The 520-nt window shown below is 68.1% G+C and carries 1 protein-coding gene; it reads right to left on the bottom strand.

The genetic code is table 11. The features are described 5' to 3' along the window. Positions 1-97: 97 nt before the first annotated feature. Positions 98-520, bottom strand: a 423-nt coding sequence (locus Q7C21_RS23020; RefSeq protein WP_375151240.1) for an SDR family oxidoreductase, incomplete at its 5' end; no start/stop codon positions are given.

Raw genomic sequence — 520 nt, 5'->3', positions numbered from 1 at the left:
AACTCGATGCCATTGCTCCGCCGTCTCAGCGCCGCCTTGAGAAACAGCGGCGGCAAGAGCGCAGGCAGGTTCAGTTCATGCCAGTGCGTTGTCATCTTCAGGCTCCCAGGACACTTTGGCCACACACCCGCAAGGCTTGCCCGCTGACCGCGCCACTGCCCGGCTGGCCGAGCCAGGCCACGGCCTCGGCGACGTCCTGAGGCAGGCCGCCCTGGCCCAGGGAACTCATGCGGCGTCCGGCTTCGCGCAAGGCGAAGGGCACCTTGGCGGTCATCTGGGTCTCGATGAAGCCTGGCGCCACGGCGTTGATGCTGATGTCCCGGGCCTTGAGCAGCGGTGCCCAGGCCTGGGCCAGGCCGATCAGCCCGGCCTTGCTGGCGGCGTAGTTGGTCTGTCCGCGGTTGCCGGCAATGCCGCTGATGGAGGCCAACAGGATCACGCGTCCGTGATCGTGCAGCCGGCCGCTGTCGAGCAGGGCCTGGGTCAGTACCTGCGGGGCGTTGAGGTTCACCGCCAGCAC

The organism is Pantoea sp. ANP04, from assembly GCF_041982285.1.
Classification (GTDB): Bacteria; Pseudomonadota; Gammaproteobacteria; order Enterobacterales; family Enterobacteriaceae; genus Pantoea; species Pantoea eucalypti.
This window is presented reverse-complemented; position numbering and strand designations above follow the sequence as displayed.